The organism is Limosilactobacillus walteri (assembly GCF_014830205.1).
In the GTDB taxonomy this organism is placed as follows: Bacteria; Bacillota; Bacilli; order Lactobacillales; family Lactobacillaceae; genus Limosilactobacillus; species Limosilactobacillus walteri.
This window is the reverse complement of sequence record NZ_QORN01000019.1, coordinates 101,677-118,024: the sequence shown is the minus strand read 5'-3', so window position 1 is coordinate 118,024 and position 16,348 is coordinate 101,677. Positions and strand designations below refer to the sequence as shown.

15 protein-coding genes are annotated in these 16,348 nt (G+C 39.5%); 7 read left to right on the top strand and 8 right to left on the bottom strand.

Annotated elements, in window-relative coordinates; translation table 11 throughout:
• Positions 1 to 70 precede the first annotated feature (70 nt).
• The 6 genes from DTK66_RS05835 (at position 71) to DTK66_RS05810 (ending at position 4,665) form a co-directional block, all read left to right on the top strand.
• Entirely contained in the window at positions 71 to 1,090 is a 1,020-nt protein-coding gene (locus tag DTK66_RS05835; RefSeq protein WP_191668062.1) for a LacI family DNA-binding transcriptional regulator, read from the top strand.
• 64 nt (positions 1,091 to 1,154) lie between these two features.
• The gene (locus DTK66_RS05830) at positions 1,155 to 2,684 is read left to right on the top strand and encodes a gluconokinase (RefSeq protein WP_191668061.1); all 1,530 of its coding nucleotides are present in this window, start codon (positions 1,155 to 1,157) and stop codon (positions 2,682 to 2,684) included.
• 179 nt (positions 2,685 to 2,863) lie between these two features.
• Positions 2,864 to 3,409, top strand: a complete 546-nt coding sequence (gene amaP, locus DTK66_RS05825) for an alkaline shock response membrane anchor protein AmaP (RefSeq protein WP_191668060.1) — start codon at positions 2,864 to 2,866, stop codon at positions 3,407 to 3,409.
• A 15-nt stretch (positions 3,410 to 3,424) separates the two neighbouring features.
• The gene (locus DTK66_RS05820; RefSeq protein WP_153931035.1) at positions 3,425 to 3,616 is read left to right on the top strand and encodes a hypothetical protein; all 192 of its coding nucleotides are present in this window, start codon (positions 3,425 to 3,427) and stop codon (positions 3,614 to 3,616) included.
• 18 nt (positions 3,617 to 3,634) lie between these two features.
• Positions 3,635 to 4,024, top strand: coding sequence for an Asp23/Gls24 family envelope stress response protein (locus DTK66_RS05815; protein WP_153931036.1), 390 nt, complete (start codon positions 3,635 to 3,637; stop codon positions 4,022 to 4,024).
• Positions 4,025 to 4,341: 317 nt separating this feature from the next.
• Entirely contained in the window at positions 4,342 to 4,665 is a 324-nt protein-coding gene (locus DTK66_RS05810; RefSeq protein ID WP_153931043.1) for a hypothetical protein, read from the top strand.
• Between the two features lie 39 nt (positions 4,666 to 4,704).
• Here the strand turns inward: DTK66_RS05810 and DTK66_RS05805 are convergent, their stop codons facing one another.
• From DTK66_RS05805 to parE, 5 genes are all read right to left on the bottom strand, one after another.
• Positions 4,705 to 5,094: an iron-sulfur cluster biosynthesis family protein gene (locus DTK66_RS05805; RefSeq protein WP_191668059.1), complete on the bottom strand. Its 390-nt coding sequence runs from the start codon at positions 5,092 to 5,094 to the stop codon at positions 4,705 to 4,707.
• A 124-nt stretch (positions 5,095 to 5,218) separates the two neighbouring features.
• Positions 5,219 to 6,154: a manganese-dependent inorganic pyrophosphatase gene (locus DTK66_RS05800; RefSeq protein WP_153931038.1), complete on the bottom strand. Its 936-nt coding sequence runs from the start codon at positions 6,152 to 6,154 to the stop codon at positions 5,219 to 5,221.
• A gap of 121 nt (positions 6,155 to 6,275) precedes the next feature.
• Entirely contained in the window at positions 6,276 to 6,731 is a 456-nt protein-coding gene (locus tag DTK66_RS05795) for an NUDIX hydrolase (RefSeq protein WP_191668058.1), read from the bottom strand.
• 20 nt (positions 6,732 to 6,751) lie between these two features.
• A complete protein-coding gene (gene parC, locus DTK66_RS05790) occupies positions 6,752 to 9,220 on the bottom strand; it encodes a DNA topoisomerase IV subunit A (protein WP_191668057.1) in 2,469 nt (822 codons plus the stop codon).
• A 20-nt stretch (positions 9,221 to 9,240) separates the two neighbouring features.
• Positions 9,241 to 11,262, bottom strand: coding sequence for a DNA topoisomerase IV subunit B (parE, locus tag DTK66_RS05785; protein WP_225209012.1), 2,022 nt, complete (start codon positions 11,260 to 11,262; stop codon positions 9,241 to 9,243).
• A 222-nt stretch (positions 11,263 to 11,484) separates the two neighbouring features.
• On the opposite strand from parE, the gene plsY reads away from it, so the two are divergent.
• Complete coding sequence (gene plsY / locus DTK66_RS05780) at positions 11,485 to 12,111, top strand: glycerol-3-phosphate 1-O-acyltransferase PlsY (RefSeq protein WP_191668055.1); 627 nt, start codon at positions 11,485 to 11,487, stop codon at positions 12,109 to 12,111.
• Between the two features lie 42 nt (positions 12,112 to 12,153).
• On the opposite strand, the gene DTK66_RS05775 is transcribed toward plsY, so the two are convergent.
• The 3 genes from DTK66_RS05775 to dprA all read right to left on the bottom strand — a co-directional run bounded on the left by DTK66_RS05775 (position 12,154) and on the right by dprA (position 16,284).
• Positions 12,154 to 13,032: an aldose 1-epimerase family protein gene (locus tag DTK66_RS05775; protein WP_191668054.1), complete on the bottom strand. Its 879-nt coding sequence runs from the start codon at positions 13,030 to 13,032 to the stop codon at positions 12,154 to 12,156.
• Positions 13,033 to 13,167: 135 nt separating this feature from the next.
• Positions 13,168 to 15,288, bottom strand: a complete 2,121-nt coding sequence (topA, locus tag DTK66_RS05770; RefSeq protein ID WP_153930711.1) for a type I DNA topoisomerase — start codon at positions 15,286 to 15,288, stop codon at positions 13,168 to 13,170.
• 132 nt (positions 15,289 to 15,420) lie between these two features.
• On the bottom strand, positions 15,421 to 16,284 hold the full coding sequence (dprA, locus tag DTK66_RS05765; protein WP_191668053.1) for a DNA-processing protein DprA: 864 nt from the start codon (positions 16,282 to 16,284) through the stop codon (positions 15,421 to 15,423).
• Positions 16,285 to 16,348 lie beyond the last annotated feature (64 nt).

The window sequence follows — 16,348 nt, the reverse complement described above, 5'->3', positions numbered from 1 at the left end:
GTCCTAGCCCAATTAGCTAGTGACGCTTTTTCTCTGTTTTGGTATTCTTTTAATAGTAGTATTAATAAGGATGATGAATAAATTTATGACGCAACACACAACTATTGCTGACGTTGCTAAAGCAGCTGGCGTTTCAGTTACTACTGTTTCACGAATTATAAATGGCCACTACGAAAAAATGCGTCCAGCAACCCGCAAACGAGTTGAAAAGGCAATTAAAGAACTACATTTTGTACCAACTGCCTCTGCTCGTCAATTACGACAAGATCACAGTCATGTTGTCGGCATCTTAGTCGGTAACATCTCAAACCCCTTCTCATCATTACTTGCGAAAGGGATTGATGATGTCCTTCAACAAGCAGGCTATGATATTTTATTAATGAATACAAATAACTCCCGCGAAAATGAGCACCGCGCTCTCGAACGCCTTTATCAGCAACGTGTTGATGGAATTATTGTCCAGCCTAATTCTCGTCACTTTAGTCAATTTGCCCCGGCTTTACAAAATGATATCCCGCTCGTAATCGTTGATCGGGAAGTCGACGACCAACCATCTTATATCGGAAAAGTGACTTCAGCCAATCGGGATGCCTGTTACAACCTTGGTAAGATTCTGTACCAAAAGGGGTATCAAAATATTTTAACCGTTAGTGCTCATTTTGCGGAAGCTTCTGGACAAATCCCCCGAATTGCAGGGCTAAAGGTTGCTGCCATTGACAACGGTCTTAGCTATCATAATATTGAAACCCGTGGACATGATCGTAAGTGGCTGGCAAAAACTTTCTTACAGCAACTAAATGAATTAAAAGGAAAAACCGCGGTTGTTTCGTTGATGGGGCCAATCCTGTTTGATCTCTTGGCAATCTTTAAGGAATTAAATCTTTCATTTCCAGAAGATATCGGTCTCGTTAGTTTCGATGATTGGGAATGGTCACAATACGTTGATAATGGTATTTTTCTCTTGAAACAAGACATGGAACTCATGGGTAATCTGGCAGCAACAAAACTTTTAGGACAAATCAAAGAAGAAAAACTTATCAGTTCAACAACACTTTTACCCGTTGAAATCGTTGCACACCAGTCACTTTAGAATATAATAGTTAGAGTTATAATATTATAGAGAATTAATTTGAATTATTAAAGGAGATCGTTAAATGAACTACGTAATTGGAGTTGATGTTGGTACATCGAGTACAAAGGCGGTTTTATATGACCAAAACGCCAACATCCTCAGTCAAGCTAATTATGGCTATGAGCTATATCGTAATGCTGCTGGAATGGCTGAACAAGAGCCTGAAGAAGTAATCAATGCCGCAGAACAAGCAATCCACGATGTTGCTGCCAAGGCTGACCTTAATCAAGGAAAAATCCTTGCGGTTGGAGTTTCCAGTGCTAACCAAAGTCTCCTTTTGCTTGATAAGGATAAAAAACCACTCTCACGTTTAATTACCTGGGCTGATAGTCGGGCCCAGCGAGCTGCTGATAACTTAAAAATGATGACAGAAGGACAGCAGCTTTACATGAAAACTGGTACTCCTGTTCACCCCATGTCGACCTTGACAAAACTTCTTTGGTTAAAAGAAGACGAACCTGCGTTATTTAACCAGACTGCTTACTTTGCTGATATTAAGGCATACCTTTTTCACCGGCTATTTAATGATTTTAACGTCGATATTTCAATTGCCTCATGTACCGGGTTAATGAATATCAAAACTGGTGAATGGGATGACCAAGCATTAAAACTAGCTGGTATTACTAAAGACCAGCTCCCCACAATCGTTGATGGTACTACCCAAGCAACCGGACTAACAACGACTGCACAAGCTAAATTAGGAATCCCTGCAGACACGCCGTTTGTTTACGGGGCCTATGATGGCGCCCTCTCTAACATCGGTGTTGGTGCTACCAAACAGAATACTGTTGCAATTACAATCGGAACCTCTGCTGCTGTTCGAGTTGTAACTGACCACCCTGTCATTGATCCAGAGCGGCGGTTATTCTGCTACGCGATTAATAAAGGGCTGTGGGTCGTTGGCGGTCCCCTTAACAACGGTGGTGATGTTTATCAATGGGCGGTTGAACACCTTGTCGACAGTAGCGCCGTAAAGAATGAAAATGTTGACCCATACACCCTTGCTAATCACGTAATCGAAGGAGTTCCAGCTGGTTCTCACGGCTTACTTTTCCATCCATTTCTAGGTGGAGAGCGGGCGCCGTTATGGAATGCAAAAGCCCGTGGCAGCTTCTTCGGCTTATCACAGATCCATACCCGCGCTGATATGTTACGCGCCGTCATGGAGGGTATTAGTATGAACATTGCCACTGTCTTTCAGGCTGTTCGGGCATTAGTTGGTGAACCAGCAAGTGTCACTGCTACAGGTGGTTTTGCCCGTTCTGCAGTTTGGCGCCAAATATTAGCAGATATCTTAAATTGTCCAGTCAATATTCCCGATTCCTTTGAGTCGGGCTGCTTAGGTGCCGCAATCATGGCAATGCAGAGTTTAGGAATGGTTGATAGCCTTGATACATCGCAAAAGTTAATCGGCAATGTTAGTTCTTACCAACCTAACCCCTCCGCCGTTAAAGTATATCAACGTTACACCCCTCTCTTTATCCAAGTAGAAGAAATGCTGTCTCCTGCTTATTCTGAAATTGCAAAACTCCAAGAAAGACAAAATAAATAATAAAAACGTCTTGCAACAACTGTTTTATTGCAAGACGTTTTTATTAACTATGAATATTCTGTTACTACAAGCTTAACTTTACCTTTAAGCTTTAACCAAATGACGTAAAGCGTTTTCTACCATGTTATGCTTAATTCATAGCAAAAGTAACTCATAGATTCTGAAAGGAAGTGATGCTTATGACCGCATGGAAAAAATGGTGGATCTCGTTTGCGATGTTACTCCAAATAATTGTTGGAACGGTTGTAATCCTATTATGGGTATACCGTGACCAAGAATGGACGATTCCAATTAATGACTGGTTGCATAGTCCTATTGGGCAACAATTCTCTGCTGGAGTTGCTGGATTTTTAATTATCGTTGCATTAACCGTAATGGCTGTTGCAATTTTCCGACCAACGACAACTAAGCAAATGATAATTGCTGAAGATGGAGCTCATAAAGTACAGGTTGATCGTCAAGCAGTCGAACATAGTTTAACAACTTCGATTGCCAAATACGATCTTTACAATCCAGCAATTAAATTACGAATGCATCGACACAATCATAAAGCAGATGTTGTAGTTAATGGAATGATGTCTAAACGAACAAATCCACAATTACTTCATTCTGCACTACTTCAGACTATCAGGAACGATCTTAAACAAGGCTTTGACATTGACCTTAATAAATTAAGAGTTAATTTACGCCCTTACAATGATAAAAAATCAGTCGTCATCGTCTAAGGAGGTGCAACCATTATGAAACTTACAACTATTGGAGTCATTATGGGACTGATTATTAGTATCAGTTGGATCATGTGGGGATTTTTCCCGATGATTGGGATTCTCTTAGCAACCATTATTTTAGGCGGAATTGGCTATATTCTTGATGCCAAGGGCTATTCGCTAAATAAGCTCGCTATTAAAATGTTAGACAAACTTGCCAACTAATTCTGAGGAGGAATTAACATGACAACTACAACAAATACAACCACTAAAACAATCGACGAGCAATTAACCTTTGACGACCAGGTCATCGAAAAAATTGCCGGCATTACCGCTAGTCGGGTACCGGGAATCCTTTCCTTAGACGGAAATATGTTTAGCGAGCTGGCGGACAAAGTTACATCTGGTAGTAACCCGACTAAAGGAATTGATGCTGACGTTGGTGAAAAGCAAGTTGCCCTAAAAATGGATGCAACAATTGAATATGGTAAGAGTGCACCAGAAATATTTAAGGCCGTCTGTTCCGAAGTTCAACGGGCAATTGATAAAATGACGGGACTCAAGCTGGTTAAGTTTGAATTACATGTAAATGATGTCAAAACACGCGAAGAAGTAGAAAAAGCTGCAAAATAAACTGCTAAATCAAAAGTACTTAGGACTTTGCCGAGCAAAGACCTGAGTACTTTTTTAGTGCTTGTGTATTAATCTAACTAAGCCTATTGCCAAACTTAGTGTAATCCCCATTGATGCGAATAAAGTATACCGCCGTAATTGACGATTCTCTTCAGTTAACAATTTAATTTCTTGACGCATTACTTTTTTCTTCACGGCTTGCACCACCTTATATAATCTATCAAGTTAATCATATCATATTATTTCTTCTTACTTCTTAACATTTTATATTTAAGGGCTGATTAACTATAATAATTTATAAAGGAGTGTGAGTGCGGATGGTTTTGACTGATATTATTAGTTTATTGTTGGTTTGTCTTTTTGGTTATCTTTTTATTTTTAATTTTCGTCGTGACAATTACGCCTACGCCTTTGTAATGTTTATTGGTGTAATGGTGTTTTATGGTGATTTTTACCATCACTTACCTGCTAATTGGAAACTATATATCCTGCTGATTGCTGCTTTCGGCTGGGCGGTATTTACTATCCTAATGGGACGGCAAACAATGAAAAATATAAAGGATCATAAACATTTTATGTATGCAACAGTTGTCGGCATCATCGGTATAATTACTACAGTGGTATTCCGCTTCATCCTATAACTCAAAAATCCTGCCATCATTGACAGGATTTTTCTAATTCTAACAATCGTGTGCTTTGTCGAACTGTGCACTTGGGTCAGTATCACTTAAATCAAGCACTTCTAGATTATCAGTTAGCACTCTTCGTGGACTAACAAGCGGCATTGTAAAGTACCGTGGATTAAACCGGACTTCCATCTCATTATCAAATTGAACAGCAGTATGGTGCTTGATAAAAACATCGCCAAGATTAGAATTAATTTTCTCATCATAATCAGGCGTTTTAGTGTCTTTGGCAACGAGAATTAGACGATAGGCACCGTCCAAGCTACAACTACCAACTGCAGAAAACGGTCCAACACCATCATCAAAATCTAGTAGCATTTTTTTATTTGATAAATCATACCGTTTTAGACGATTAACTGCTCCTTCTGTAAAAGTGATGTTCATCCTTATCCACCCCTTTGTATCTATCAATAGTTATTATTTTAAACATTTTAAGATAAAAGTATAATTTTTTGCTCAAAAAAGGCCGAACTATCCAATAGCTCAGCCTTTATATATTTTTTAGTTATTAGTCTTCAAAAGCATCTGTCAAAGGAGGAACAACTTGCTTCTTCCGTGATACAACACCAGGTAAGCTCATCCGCTTCTTTTCATTTAGCTTCTTACCAAACGCTGCCTCAACCTTTTCAGCCGGATCACCAATTACTAATAATTCTGAATCACTATTCAAGATATTAGTAGCCACTAGTAAGAACAGGTCGTAGCTATTGTCATCCATTAAACTTTGCATTTGATTCTCTAAGTCTGCTTGACGAGCAAAGACGTCATCCAAGTCAACTGTATTTACTTGACCAATACGAACCTTTTTGCCGCCAAGTTCAAAGGTTTTAGCATCTCCATCAACAATATCTGCATCAGACTTAGCACCCAAGTTTGTACCAGCCTTAAGCATTTCGATACCGTATTTCTCATAGTCTTCAACCCCAGCGATTTTTGCCAAGTACTTAACAGCTTCACGATCATGATCGGTTGTCGTTGGTGACTTTAAGAGTAGAGTATCCGAAATAATTGCAGAAAGCATCATTCCAGCTAAGTTGGCTGGAATATTAATGTGCTTTTCTTGGAATAATTCAGTAATAATTGTACTTACACACCCGTAAGGACGAACTGTTGCCCAAAGTGGTTGTGCAGTTTCAAAGCCTGCAATCCGATGGTGGTCAACCAAGTGGGTTACAGTCACCTTATCAATATCACTGACACTTTGTTGTGGTTCATTATGGTCAACAAGCATTACTTTATCTACTTCATTGGCAGCAGTCTTAATTACCCGTGGTGCTTCCATACCAAATGTCTTTAATGCAAATTTGGTTTCATCATTTGGTTCGCCAAGGGCCACCGCTTCTGTTTCATATCCTAATTGATTTTGGAAATATGAAAATGCCATTGCAGCAGTAATCGCATCTGTATCAGGCTTTTGGTGTCCAAATACTAATTCTTTGCTCATATAAATTCCTCCTGTTTGTTCACTACTTTATTACTAGATTATGCTAGTACGTGAAACAATCTACATGTCTTATTCTATCATGGAAGTTAGCAGATTAAAGAATAATTATTAAATATCTTACTTATTTTTGAACGAAATGTTTTAAAATTTCCCACATTTGTTGATGTTGATCATTAAAAAATCGTGGTGGCTGTTTTGCTAATGAGAAGTAACGAATTGTCCTTGTTTCATCCACTTTTGGTTTATAAGCTTTGGTGTTAACTGCTTTAACTAAGTAAAAAACATTAACAGGCTGGACACGATCACCATTAGGATACGTATAGAAATTTTGGTCTAAAATCGCTAATTGTTTTATAGGAGCTACTTCGATTCCGGCATCTTCTTTAAATTCACGTTTAACTGTCATGCCGAACGACTCGCCATATTCCATATAACCGCCAGGAAATCCCCAATCACCTGTATCTGCACGCTCTTGAAGCAAGACCGCATTTTGATTATTTAATAGTGCCCCAGATGCACTTGTCATAATTAGTGGACGATGCCCAACTAAGCCCCTAATTTCTTTAATATACGCCATTTTCGCTACCTCCCTTAACTTTAGTCTTGTGCCACTGGTTCCTCCTCTAGGATATTGACTTGTTTCAATCGCAATTTGACAGGTTCGCCTTGCGTATCTGTATCAATAACAAAAGTTCCGTTAGATTTTATTGATCCTAAATGATGGTCAGCAACCATTACATCCTGAAAAGCTGGACGATCTGTAATAATCTCAAAGGCCCCTTCATAATCATGATTATATGCAACAAAATCTGCTATCTCATGAGGATTAGACTTTAGACGGCGCAAAACTAACTCACCGCGTCGAGCACGTGCCCCCACATCAATATCATCAACTGGCATTTCCTTAAAGGCTCCCCGTTGTGTGATCACCGCAATATTTTGTCCATCCTTAACTAACACTTGATCCATTACTCGATCATCATCTTTTAAGTTAATCGCTCGAACACCAGCTGTCCGAATACCAGTCACTGGTACATCTGCAACATCATAGCGAACTGCATATCCTTGCCGGCTAATCGTCAGTAATGATTGATTTTCGTTTGTCGGTTCATAGTAATCAACACTAACTACACGAGCATTATCATCTTTTAGCTTGATTGCAACACTAGCATGGCTCTTATAACGTGATCCAGGCTTATATTCACTGACAGCAGTTTGCTTTACTTGTCCGTCACTGGTTCCCATAACGAATGTGCCCGGCTGATCTAATTTATCAAAAATCATTGCCTTAATAATCTCTTCGTTATCGGCTAAGCCAATCGTTTGAGAAATATGCTCTCCTGTATCTTTCCACCGTACATCACTTATTTCATGAATTGGCCGGTAAATAACGTGTCCCAGGTTAGTAAACATAAAGAGATGTGAAAGCGTGTTAGTTTGTTGAATAAGTAATGGATAATCGTCTTCACGTAAGCCGTTCTCATTGGCCTCGGATGCCTTAAATGACCTAATGCTACTCCGTTTGATATAGCCTGCATGTGACACTAGGACAACTACATCTTCATTAGCAACGGTAACTTTAGTGTCAATCTTAAGTTTCTCAACATGATTTTCAATCTTTGTCCGTCGAGGATTACCAAATTGCTTTTTTATCGTCCTAATCTCTTTAGTAAGGACCTTTGCTAGCTCATCATCATTAGTCAGAATCAACTGATATTCCTTAATCTTGGCGTTAAGCTGTTTTTGTTCATCTTTTAATTCAGTTACATCAGTATTAGTTAGCCGGTACAATTGCAAAGTAACAATTGCTTCTGCTTGTTCAGACGTAAAATCGTATTCGTTTACTAAATTTAATTTAGCATCTTTACGATTTTTACTGGCCCGAATGGTTCTAATAACCTGATCAAGAATTGATAATGCCTTAATCAATCCTTCAACAATATGAAGACGACGTTGAGCCTTATTAAGGTTAAACTGAGTCCGCCGACGGATAATTTGCTTTTGAAATGCTAAATATGAAGTTAGGATACGTTTTAAGCCGACCCGCATCGGACGCTGATCATCAATCGCTACCATATTGAAGTTATAGTTAATTTGCAAATCAGTATTTTTTAGCAAGTAATTAAGAATACCATTTGCATTAGCGCCCCGCTTCAACTCAATAGCAATCCGCAGACCGCTTCGATCAGTCTCATCCCGCGCTTCTGCAATTCCTTCGACCTTTTTAGCTAACCGTAAATCATTAATCCGCTTAACTAATTGTGCCTTATTTACTTCATAGGGAATCTCAGTCACATTGATTTGTTGACGTCCGCCCCGCAAAGTTTCAATTTCCGTTTTAGCGCGAACAACCACGCGGCCCCGGCCCGTTTGATAAGCTTTTCGTATTCCATCAATTCCTTGGATAATTCCTCCTGTTGGAAAATCAGGTCCTGGAATAAATTCCATTAATTTATCAAGAGAAGCCGTTGGATGTTTGATTAAATAGATTAAGGCATCTAGTACCTCGCTGAGATTATGCGTTGGAATTTCAGTAGCATAACCAGCTGATATCCCGGTGGCACCATTTACCAACAAATTAGGAATACGGGCGGGTAAAACGGTCGGTTCTTTTTCCGTATCATCAAAATTTAAGGTCATTTCGACCGTATCTTTATCAATATCTTGAAGCATCAAGCCCGCTATCTTGCTCAAACGTGCCTCAGTATAACGCATAGCAGCAGGCGGGTCCCCGTCCATTGAACCATTATTACCATGCATTTCAACTAATGGTTCACGGAGTTTCCAGTCCTGACTCATCCGCACTAATGCCTCATAAATTGAACTATCTCCGTGCGGGTGAAAATTACCCATGACATTACCAACAGACTTAGCAGACTTACGAAATCCTTTATCGTATGTGTTGCCGTCTTTATTCATGGCAAATAAAATTCGCCGTTGAACCGGTTTTAAACCATCACGAATATCTGGCAATGCTCGCTCTTGAATGATTGATTTTGAATAACGTCCGAAACGATCACCCATAATCTGTTCCAGCGTCATGCTTTCAATTTTACCGTTTCTCACAAAGCTTTATTCCCTTCTCTTTAATTCCATGTGTTGATTGTCGGTTCCTTTGAAGGAGGCAATTGACCTTTATTCTCAACAAGTTTATCGGACTCTTGATCGTCACTTAATGTAAACTGAACATTTTCTTCAATCCATTCACGCCGTGGTTCGACTTTATTCCCCATCAACGTTGTAACCCGTCGTTCCGCTAATTCTGCATCCTCAATCCGTACTTGAATCAAGGTTCGTGTTTCAGGATTCATAGTTGTTTCCCATAATTGATCGGCGTTCATTTCGCCAAGACCCTTGAATCGTTGCAGTTGAGCGCCTTTACCCATTTCTTTGGACATTTTAGCTAATTCATCATTTGTCCACGCATATGTAATCTGTGTCTTTGCCCCCCGTCCGCGCTGAATGCGGTAAAGCGGAGGCAATGCGATATAGATCTTCCCTGCTTCAATCATCGGACGCATATACTTGTAAAAGAAAGTCAGAAGTAAAATCTGAATATGAGCACCATCATCATCGGCATCAGTCATGATAATAATCTTGTCATAATTTGCATCGTCAACATTAAACTCTGACCCGGCACCAGCACCAACGGTATAGATAATTGTATTTAATTCTTCATTTTTAAGAACATCATCAAGTTTAGCCTTCTCCGTGTTAAGAACTTTTCCTCGTAATGGTAAGATTGCCTGAAACTTTCGATCACGGCCTTGTTTTGCAGATCCTCCCGCCGAATCACCCTCGACTAAGAAAAGTTCATTTTTCTTTGCGTTCTTAGATTGAGCCGGTGTTAGCTTTCCGGAAAGGTTACGTTCCTTTTTGCTCTTGCGTTTTCCACCACGGGCTTGATTACGTGCTTTTCGGGCAGCTTCCCGTGCTTCCCGTGCTTTTAATGCTTTCCGAATCAGCATTTGTGCAAAGTCGCCATTTTCCATTAACGCATAGCCAAGTTGTTCACTTACAATGGCATCCACAATTTTACGTGCTTCTGGTGTTCCAAGCTTATCCTTTGTTTGCCCTTCAAATTGAAGTAATCGTTCTGGAATTCGTACCGAAATTACTGCAGTAAGACCTTCGCGAACATCGCTACCTTCCAAATTTTTATCAGTAGCCTTTAGTAAGCCAACTTTTTTAGCATATTCGTTAAACGTCTTTGTCCAGGCACTGCGAAATCCCGCTTCATGAGTTCCGCCATCGGGAGTCCGAACATTATTAACAAAAGATAAGAGGCTCTCTGAATATCCATCGTTATATTGTGCCGCTACTTCTACTTCTACACCATCCTGTTTACCATCAAAATAAAGGGTCTTGCCCAAAATATCTTTACCTTCATTGAGATAGGAGACGAACTCTTGGATTCCATCATTAAACTGAAATACTTCTTGTTTTTCTTGCCCTGCACGTTTATCAGTAAGGGTAATCTTTATCCCTTTAAGCAAGAATGCCGATTCACGTAGTCGGTTAGCCAAAGTGTTGTAATCATAAACAGTTGTTGAAAAAATTTTCGGATCTGGTTTAAAAGAAACTGTAGTACCATTGCCAGCTTTGGTTTTACCAAGCTTCTTTAAGCTACCTACTGGTTGACCACCATTCTTAAAAATTTCTTGATAGCGTACATGATCACGAACGATTGTTAAGGTTAAGTGAGTCGATAAAGCATTAACTACAGAAGCTCCTACCCCGTGAAGCCCCCCTGATGTCTTATAACCGTCAGATTGTCCAAATTTTCCACCTGCATGTAATACGGTCATAATAACCTCAGGTGTTGGTTTACCTGACGCATGCATACCTACTGGCATCCCCCGACCATGGTCTTGAACCGTTATTGAATTGTCTGCTTCAATTGTGACATTAATCTCATCACCATACCCTGATAATGCTTCATCAACGGCATTATCCACAATTTCGTATACTAAGTGATGTAATCCTCGTGAATCTGTTGATCCAATATACATTCCCGGACGTTTTCGTACTGCCTCAAGACCCTTTAATACTTGAATCGATGAGGCATCATATGTTACTTCTTTTTTGGCCACAAAATGACCTCCCATTGCCAATTTAATATCTAAACGTATGTTCGAAAAATTATTGTACCATTTACGTTTATTGATTGTAAAGATAAAAACTAAACAAATTCAATCCATATTGAATGATACTCAAAAGTTCGCGCTTTAGCAAATTCATTTTATAAATCTTAGGTTACCAGTGGTGAAAAGTCTTTATTCATGCTATGCTTAAAAGCTGTGGAAGCTATTATTAAGGAGCTATTTATAATGATTTTTAAAATTCTCGGGATGATTATCATCGCCTATTTACTCGGCTCAATTCCCACTGGTCTATGGATTGGAAAATATATTTACCATAAGGATATTCGTAAACTTGGTAGCGGCAATATCGGGACTACCAACACCTTTCGAACTCTTGGCTTCAAAGCTGGTGTTGTCGTCCTTATTATTGACGTGCTAAAGGGGACCCTTGCTGCCAGTCAACCATACTTTTTAGGTGTTTCTGGAACAGTCAATCCGTTATTGATTGGTTTGTTTGCCAGTTTGGGACACACAGCCTCAATTTTCGATAACTTTCAAGGTGGTAAAGCCGTTGCAACCAGCGCTGGTATTTTGCTGGCTTACAACCCGCTTCTTTTCTTAATTGCCTGCTTAATCTTCATTGCCGTTCTTTGCCTAACCAGCATGGTTAGTATGGCAAGTATGGTCGGCATATCTGCAATTTTTATCATCGCCCTTTTTACCCGCGATTGGATATTAGCAATTGTCGCCGGAATATTAACAGCAATTGTCGTCTATCGGCACATATCAAATATTCATCGAATTTTGTCAGGAAAAGAGTCAATGGTTAAGTTTGGCTTAGGTTATTATCTACGGCAAAAAAAGCAAAAATAAAAATGAGAGGACAGCATTTTTTGTTGCCTCTCATTTTTATTTTTAAAATGGTTCAATACTAAACTTATAATTATCTTCTTCTGCTGGTGCTAAGCGGTGCATTCCTTGTTTATGCAATAAAGTACCATCAGCATTTATATTATCAGCAATTCCCCACCAAGGTTCAACACACACAAATGGTGCCGTCGCTGGATATTGGGACCAAATGCCAACATATTCAGTATCAAAAGTATCAACAGTTACTCCATGATTAACCACCGTGTCCGTCAATTTTGCTGTAAAGTGACCGCCATCTGTCTTAAAAATGATGGCATCGTGATTAAAATCATCATGATCAAGCATTCGTGCTTCTTTCATGTCAATTAGTTGCGGATGCTCTAAGTCATTATAAGGTCCCTCCAAAAGTACCCGTGAATACTCTTCCGCTGGCCAAACGCTTAACTTTGTACGGTTAAAAACTCCCGCCTTCGTTAATGGCATATTGAATCCCGGATGGGCCCCAATTGCATAAATTAAAGTTTTATCCGCACTTGGATTTATTACCCGATAGCTAACCGCCAACTTATTATTCTGTAATTCATACTTTACTTGAAGGTTAAAGGAAAACGGAAATACCTGCAAGGTTTTATCATCATCATGTTGTTCCATTATTACCATTGTCGGCGTTTGTTCGATAACATTGAATTGCCGATCTCGAGCAAAGCCGTGTTGAGTCTGATGATAAGTTTTTCCGGCATAGCTATATTGATCATTCTTTAGACGCCCAACAAAAGGAAAAAGGATGGGCGCTTGCCGTTTCCATGAAGCGGGGTCACCCTGCCATAAGTATTCAATCTGATTGTCCAGACGCTTAATACTATGTAACTGGGCACCTAATTCGTTAATTTGAATAGTTAATTGTTGGTTCTGTAAAGTAATCATATGTTATCGATCCCTTCAAATGATAAGCGTTTAACATTAAGTATACAAAAAAGCTTCCAAACGCACAATAGCAGATTTTGGAAGCTCTTTCAATAGCTTTTACTAGTAAAATTAAGTAAAATTGCCAAAAGATTTTTACTTTTGAATTTCTTCTTCGTAGTCACCGTTAGGGCAAATAACTTGCTTACCTCCCTTGACCTTTTTTTCAACAAGAAAATGACCATCTTTCGGACAATTTCGGCCAATCGGTTTATCCCATGAAACAAAGTCACAATCAGGATAACGGGAACAACCATAGAAAGTTCGATTTTTCTTTGACTTCCGCTCAACAACAGTTCCTACTTTACATTTAGGACAAGCAATTCCAATATCCTTTACAATTGCCTTAGTATTACGACAGTTAGGGAACCGTGAACAAGCGTAAAACTTACCATAGCGTCCCATTTTAATTACCATGGGGGCGCCACAAATTTCACAGTCAGTACCAGCCAATTCATCTTTCATCTCAATTTTGTCAACTTCTTCTTCAGCTGCATCGACCTCTTTAGAAAATGGTTGGTAGAACTTATCGACTACTTTAATCCAATTTTGCTTTCCTTCTTCAATCTCATCAAGTTTACCTTCAATGTCTGCGGTAAATTGAACATTTACAATATCTGGGAACTGCTTTTCAATAATTGTATTTACAATTTCACCAAGTTCGGTAGGTTCAAAATGTCGCGATACTAACCGGACATAATAACGCCGCTGAATCGTATCCAGAGTTGGAGCATAAGTTGACGGTCGTCCAACACCATTTTCTTCCAAGGTTTTAATCAGTGCCGCTTCTGTATACCGAGCAGGTGGTTGTGTGAAGTGCTGTGCCGGATCATCCTTAATCATCTGTGCATGATCGCCTTCTGTCAATTCTGGCAATACGTTATCTTTTTCGTTACCACGCTTATAAACTTTAGTAAAACCAGGAAATTTAACCTTAGACCCATTTGCACGGAAGTCAACACCATTCTGCTGTAAATTTACGCTCATAGTATCAATTACTTCTGCTGTCATTTGGCTAGCAACAAATCGCGACCAAATTAAGCTATACAGTTTGTATTGGTCATTCGTTAAGTACTGCTTCATTTTAGCCGGCGTCCGATACACAGAAGTTGGTCGAATTGCTTCGTGAGCATCTTGAGCTCCTTCAGGTAATTTTCCCTTCACCGGCTTAATAGCTGCATATTCGCTCCCATAATTTTCATGAATATAATTTGATGCTTCATGCTTTGCCACTGATGCAATTCGGGTAGAGTCCGTCCGCATATAGGTGATTAACCCCACTGGTGCTCCTTCTTTAATATCAATTCCCTCATACAACATTTGCGCGGCCATCATTGTTTTTCGCGTTCGGAAATTCAAGCGCCGGTTAGCATCCTGCTGCATTGTTGACGTGGTATATGGCGGTTGCGGTTGCCGCCGCCGCTCCCGTTTAGTAACTTTTGTAACTTCAAAATCTTTTTTCTTATCAATCTTAGCAAGGACCTTTTGAACATCATCATTATTTTTCAAGGCAACTTTTTTACCATTTTCACCATAAAAACTAGCCTTAAATTCATCTTTGTCTTTCTTAAAATCGGCATCAATTGTCCAATATTCCTCGGGCTTAAAATTCTTAATCTCATTTTCCCGCTGAATTATCAGATAAAGCGCAACTGACTGCACACGACCAGCACTCAAGCCTTTTTTCACCTTTTTCCAAAGAATCGGACTAATTGAATAACCAACTAATCGGTCTAATACCCGTCGTGCTTGCTGGGCATCTACCAAATCCATATTGATTGTCCGCGGTTCTTTGAATGCTTCTTTAACTGCATCTTTAGTAATTTCATTAAAAGTAACCCGATTTTTTTGGTCATCATCAAGCTTAAGAATATTGGAAACATGCCAAGCAATCGCTTCCCCTTCCCGATCTGGATCAGAAGCTAAATAGACTGCTTTAGCGTTTTTAGCATCTTTTCGTAATTCTTTAATTACATCGCCCTTACCACGAATCGAGATATAGTCTGGTGTATAGTCATGTTCGATATCGACCCCCATCCGACTCTTTGGCAAGTCCCGTACATGCCCTAAACTTGCAACGACCTTATAAGATCGGCCAAGGAATTTCCCAATTGTCTTCGCTTTTGATGGTGATTCCACAATCACCAAATTCTTTTTAATTTTTGAGCGGCGACGCGTTGTCTTTTTAGTCGCCGTTTTGGTTGCTTTGGTTGCCATTTTGGTAGGCTCCTAACATTTATTAATATTTCATTCAATAATATTATTAATCCATTTGACCATCATATGTCAAATATAATCTCTAACTGAAAAAAATATTTTAATCAAAAACAGCCGATAAATCAAGTCTTATTAATTTAAGCGAAATTCATCAAGAAGGTCTTGCGCCTTCAAAATCGGTTTAGCCCCAGCAGCAATCAGACTATTGCAACCAACTGACAGCGGTGCATCTATTCGTCCTGGTACAGCACAAACCGTTCGATTTTCATCAAGCGCAATATTAGCCGTAATCAAACTCCCGCTACGCTTTTTTGCTTCTACTACTAAAACAACTTCACTTAACCCTGCAATAATTCGATTTCGCTCGGGAAAATGATAAGCGAGTGGCGGTTCCCCTCGTCCATATTCAGAAATCAATAATCCGCGACTAGCCACATTGTCTTGTAACTGCTGATGGCTGTGCGGATATGCCTGATCTAATCCGCAACCAATTACCCCAATCGTTTGTCCGTCATACTTTAACGTCAGCTCATGACTAAAGCCATCAACTCCTTGTGCAAGACCACTAACTACAACCACCTGTCTTTTTATCAGGGGTGGTAACAACCCTCTTAGCGCGCTCTGACCATAGGCCGTAATTTGACGAGTACCAACGACACCGATTGACGATTGATGAAGCAAGCTCAAATTTCCGCGGTAAAAAAGGACTAATGGCGGACAATAGGTTTCTTTTAGGGTTAGTGGATACAGTGGGTCAGCAATTGTGATAAATTGTTCCTGTTCATTCAGTTTCATCGCCTCATCTAAAGCCGTACTAGTCCAGTTATTTTTAAATGCGGTTGCACTTCGCAAACTGATGTTGGAATGCTCAATTAAAAAATTGAGATTATTAAAGCAGCGCGTTCGCTGCGCACACTCCCATAAACGGTATTTTGATACTAAGCTGATTCCACGGCATAAACTCAAGCGTAATAAAAAAGTATTTACTTGTAACATAAAAAAGCCTCCATAAACATATCCTCATAGATATATATACGAAAACTTTTTAAAAATGCACTTT